Origin of the sequence: Protofrankia sp. Cr1 (assembly GCF_963555865.1) — a bacterium.
In the GTDB taxonomy this organism is placed as follows: Bacteria; Actinomycetota; Actinomycetes; order Frankiales; family Frankiaceae; genus Protofrankia.
This window is the reverse complement of the sequence record NZ_CAUVXO010000001.1, coordinates 66,092-70,432: the sequence shown is the minus strand read 5'-3', so window position 1 is coordinate 70,432 and position 4,341 is coordinate 66,092. Positions and strand designations below refer to the sequence as shown.

Below are 4,341 nucleotides of genomic sequence, written 5' to 3'. Positions count from 1 at the left end.
TAGAGGGCCAAAGGCGATGCGATCGTGGTTCTGTCGCATCGCCGGAGGCCGCAGTCCCCAGGGCTAGAGGGCCGAAGGGCGCGCGACGATCGTCAGATCGCGCGCCCGCGGTGGCGACATCCACGGACATGTCCATCCCACCGGATGGGTCACCCGCGACGTGTGACCGCAACGCTCGGCGAGATCGACCTCGGCGGGATCGGCGAGATCGACGACCTCAGCGAGATCGACAGGGAACCTGCAAAGGCCCGGCAGGACGTTGGCGGTCCTGCCGGGCCGAGAGGGCCGAAGGCGGCGCGATCATGATTTTTCGCGCCGCCGGAGGCCGAAATCCCCGGTGTGCTGAGGGAATCCACCACGCGGTGCCGCGGGTCGGTGCGACCGACATCCGCGGGAGTACGCCTGTCAGGATCCCGGCGAGCCGGATCCCGTCAACTCAGAGCGCCTCAGAGCGCCGCAGCCCCGCTCCTTGATCTACACCCCTGTTGCCGGTCGCCCTTAGAAACCCGGGCCGTGCGAGTGGCCGTGGTTGTGACCATGGCCGGCGGCGGCCGCGGCCTTCGACGGCTTCTCCGCGACGAGGCTTTCGGTCGTGAGCAACAGTGCAGCGATGGACGCGGCGTTGGCGACCGCCGAGCGGGTCACCTTCACCGGGTCGACCACGCCGTCGGCGATCAGGTTGGTGTACACGCCCCGGGCCACGTTGAAGCCACTGCCGACGGGCTGCTCCTTCACCTTCGCGACGATCACGGCGCCTTCCAGGCCGGCGTTGTTCGCGATCCAGGTCAACGGAGCGCTGAGCGCGTCACGAACGATCTGTACACCGGCCAGTTCGTCGCCCGTGCGCCCGAGGCCGCCGTCGAGGGCCGCGCCGGCGTGTACCAGTGCCGACCCACCGCCCGCCACGATGCCTTCCTCCACCGCTGCGCGGGTGGCGGACACGGCATCCTCCAGACGGTGCTTCTTCTCCTTGAGCTCGACCTCGGTGGGCGCACCGACTCTGACCACGGCGACACCACCGGCGAGCTTGGCGACCCGCTCCTGCAGCTTCTCGCGGTCCCAGTCCGAGTCGCTGGCCTCGATCTCGCCCCGAAGCTGGCGTACTCGGTCGGCAATGGTCGTCTCGTCTCCGGCACCGTCGATGACGGTCGTGGTGTCCTTGTCGACCACAACTCGACGCGCCCGCCCAAGCTCAGCCAGCCCGACCGAGTCAAGCTTGAGACCGACCTCGGCAGCGACGACCTGTCCCCCGGTGAGGACGGCGATATCCTGCAGCATCGCCTTGCGGCGGTCGCCGAAGCCCGGCGCCTTGACCGCCACGACCTGGAAGGTCCTGCGGATCGCGTTGACGACGAGAGTCGACAGCGCCTCCCCCTCGACATCCTCGGCAATGATCAGAAGCGGCTTCCGCGCCTCCATGACCTTCTCCAGGAGCGGAAGGACGTCGCCCAGCGCACTGATCTTGCCCGGGTGCAGGAGCACGTACGCGTCTTCGAGGACGGTCTCCATGCGCTCGGAGTCCGTGACGAAGTACGGAGAAATGTAACCCTTGTCGAACTGCATCCCCTCGGTGAGCTCGAGCTCCAGTCCGAGGGTCTGACTCTCCTCGACGGTGATCACACCGTCCTTGCCGATCCGGTCCATCGCCTCGGCGATGAGCTCGCCGACCTTCGCGTCCTGGGCGGAGATTGCCGCGACGTGCGCGATGACCTCCTTCGAGTCCACCTCCAGCGCCTGCTCCAGCAGGGCGTTGGAAACGGCCACGACCGCGGCCTCGATACCCGCCTTGAGCGCCACCGGCGGCGTCCCGGCCGCGACCTGTCGCAGCCCGCTGCGCACCATGGCCTGGGCGAGCACGGTCGCGGTCGTGGTGCCGTCGCCGGCGACGTCGTTGGTCTTGGTGGCGACTTCCTTGGCGAGTTGGGCGCCGAGGTTCTCGTTGGGGTTGTCGAGCTCCACCTCGCGCGCGATCGTCACCCCGTCGTTGGTGATCGTCGGTGCGCCGTAGGACTTGTCGATGACGACGTTGCGGCCACGCGGGCCGATCGTCACCTTCACAGCGTCCGCGAGGGCGTTCACGCCATGCTCAAGCGCATGGCGAGCGTCCTCACTGAATGTCAGAATCTTGGGCATACGTGGTCCTCCCGAACCGGCTCAGGGCGTGTCTGCCCCTGGGCGTGCCGCCAGGAAATCGCTCGATGGACCCCGGGAGCAGGAACCCACGCGACCGCGGAGCATTCCGGTGGGGGTGATGCGAGCGAAGATTCGGAAAGCACGCCCTAACGGCGATCGGGCGTGCTCCACCGATCCGGACGAATGCCATCCAGAACGGCGAAACACGCCCTTGGATCCTGCCGGAGACAGGCCTACTTCTCGATGATCGCCAGCACGTCGCGGGCGGAGAGAACCAGGTACTCCTCACCGGCGTACTTCACCTCGGTGCCGCCGTACTTGCTGTACAGAACGACATCACCAACCGTAACGTCGAGCGGAACCCGCTTGCCATCCTCGAACCGGCCGGGCCCGACCGCGAGGACGGTGCCCTCCTGCGGCTTCTCCTTGGCCGTATCCGGGATCACGATGCCTGACGCGGTGGTCTGCTCGGCGTCTGACGGCTGGACGACAATACGATCTTCGAGCGGCTTGATTGCAACCTTGGTGGCGGTCGTCACGATCGACCTCCCCCTTCCTGCGCTGGATGAGAGAGCGACCCTGGCGGCCTGCCGTCGCGGGGGAACAGGCGCCTGCTGTCGCTGGCACTCTCGTGTGCCGAGTGCCAACTTAGCACCCACCTCGCCCACGTCAACCGACACGGTCGGAACTGTCAAGCGAGTCCGGCGCCGTGGTCGCCGGTCAGCCCGCCGAACCCGGCCACGACCGGGAGTTGCCGGCCGCCGCCGGGCCGGGCTCGACCCGGTCCGCCGGCGCGACGGGCACCGACCGGGACCCGATCCGGCGGCGGCCGAAGGACAACGGGTCCGGACTACCCGGGCGGCCCACCATGGCCCGCGGCCACGTTAGTGCGCCCGGCTGATGACATCGGGATGCTCCCGAAACCAGGAAACCGTGGTATCGAGACCTGTCCGCAGATCGACGACAGGTTCCCAGCCCAGGACGTCACGGGCCAACGAAATGTCGGGCTGCCGGATCGTCGGATCATCCTCCGGCCGCGGAATGAACGAGATCTCCGATTCACTTTTGGCAACCTCACGGACGAGTTCGGCAAGCTCGAGGATCGACAACTCGTAGGGGTTGCCGATGTTCATCGGGCCGGGATGACCAGAAAACATCATCCGTACGATTCCCTCGACCAGATCGTCGACATAGATGATCGACCGGGTCTGACTGCCGTCGCCCGCCACCGTTATCGGTTCACCGCGCAGGGCCTGGGTCGCAAAGGCGGGGATCGCCCGACCGTCATTGGGACGCATCCGCGGCCCGTGGGTGTTGAAGATCCGGACGATTCCGGTGTCAACCGCGTGGCTTCGCCGGTAGGCCATGGTCAGCGCCTCGCCGAACCGCTTGGCCTCGTCATAGACGCCGCGCGGCCCTACCGGGTTGACATGGCCCCAGTAGTTCTCGGGCTGTGGATGGACCTGCGGGTCCCCATAGACCTCCGAGGTCGACGCCAGTATGAAACGCGCGCCTTTTTCCTTCGCCAGGCCAAGGGCGTGCAGCGTACCGATCGAGCCGACCTTCAAGGTGTGGATCGGTAGGTGCAGATAGTCGATCGGGCTCGCCGGCGACGCGAAGTGCAACACGTAATCGACCGGACCAGGAACATGAACGTAATCCGTTACATTGCAGCGGACCAGCCGGAATCCCTCGCGGTCCGCAAGATGAGCGACGTTCGCCGGCGTCCCCGTGACGAAGTTGTCCAGGCAGAGGACCTCATGGCCCTCGTCCAACAGCCGCTCGCACAGGTGCGACCCCAGAAAACCGGCACCTCCAGTGACAACGCTTCTTTCCATCAGGCCCCCTCCTGGTTATTGGTATTCCGTCCGCGTGACGATACGCGCATGAAGTCCCACCCCCGTGCGGACCGAGCGAGAAGGCTCGGCGGGACACCATCGAGGACGGACGCGGCGGCGCCGGTCGATGGTTTACCGCCCACCGACGGTTCGCTCCCCTGCGGATGGAGGAGAACGACGACAACGTCTCCGCTGTCGCCGACGCCACGGTAGATCTCCGCCGATGTGCCCGCCAGAGCCTGATCCAACCAGGCCAGGAGCCCATCCAGACATCCCTCGGCCGCGTGCGCCTCCCACATGCGCGTCACATCAACCACAACCCCATCTTCGACCATGCCGGGCGCTCTAAGCCCCGACAAAGCTAGAACGG

Annotated in this window: 4 protein-coding genes; all 4 read right to left on the bottom strand. The window is 66.7% G+C overall.

The window, feature by feature from the left end; translation table 11 throughout:
* Positions 1–498 precede the first annotated feature (498 nt).
* Positions 499–2,133 (bottom strand): chaperonin GroEL, encoded by a 1,635-nt coding sequence (groL, locus tag U9980_RS00375; protein ID WP_322766191.1) that lies wholly within the window; start codon positions 2,131–2,133, stop codon positions 499–501.
* 233 nt (positions 2,134–2,366) lie between these two features.
* Entirely contained in the window at positions 2,367–2,675 is a 309-nt protein-coding gene (gene groES, locus U9980_RS00370; protein ID WP_322747238.1) for a co-chaperone GroES, read from the bottom strand.
* A 342-nt stretch (positions 2,676–3,017) separates the two neighbouring features.
* Positions 3,018–3,971, bottom strand: a complete 954-nt coding sequence (locus U9980_RS00365; RefSeq protein ID WP_322755882.1) for a UDP-glucuronic acid decarboxylase family protein — start codon at positions 3,969–3,971, stop codon at positions 3,018–3,020.
* Positions 3,971–4,341 (bottom strand): hypothetical protein (locus U9980_RS00360; RefSeq protein ID WP_322766190.1); only part of this gene is annotated, 371 nt, incomplete at its 5' end. The genes U9980_RS00365 and U9980_RS00360, both read right to left, overlap by 1 nt.

Coding starts and splice junctions, on each gene's coding strand:
- groL (WP_322766191.1), bottom strand. CDS start 2,133: ATGCCCAAGATTCTGACATTCAGTGAGGACGCTCGCCATGCGCTTGAG.
- U9980_RS00365 (WP_322755882.1), bottom strand. CDS start 3,971: ATGGAAAGAAGCGTTGTCACTGGAGGTGCCGGTTTTCTGGGGTCGCAC.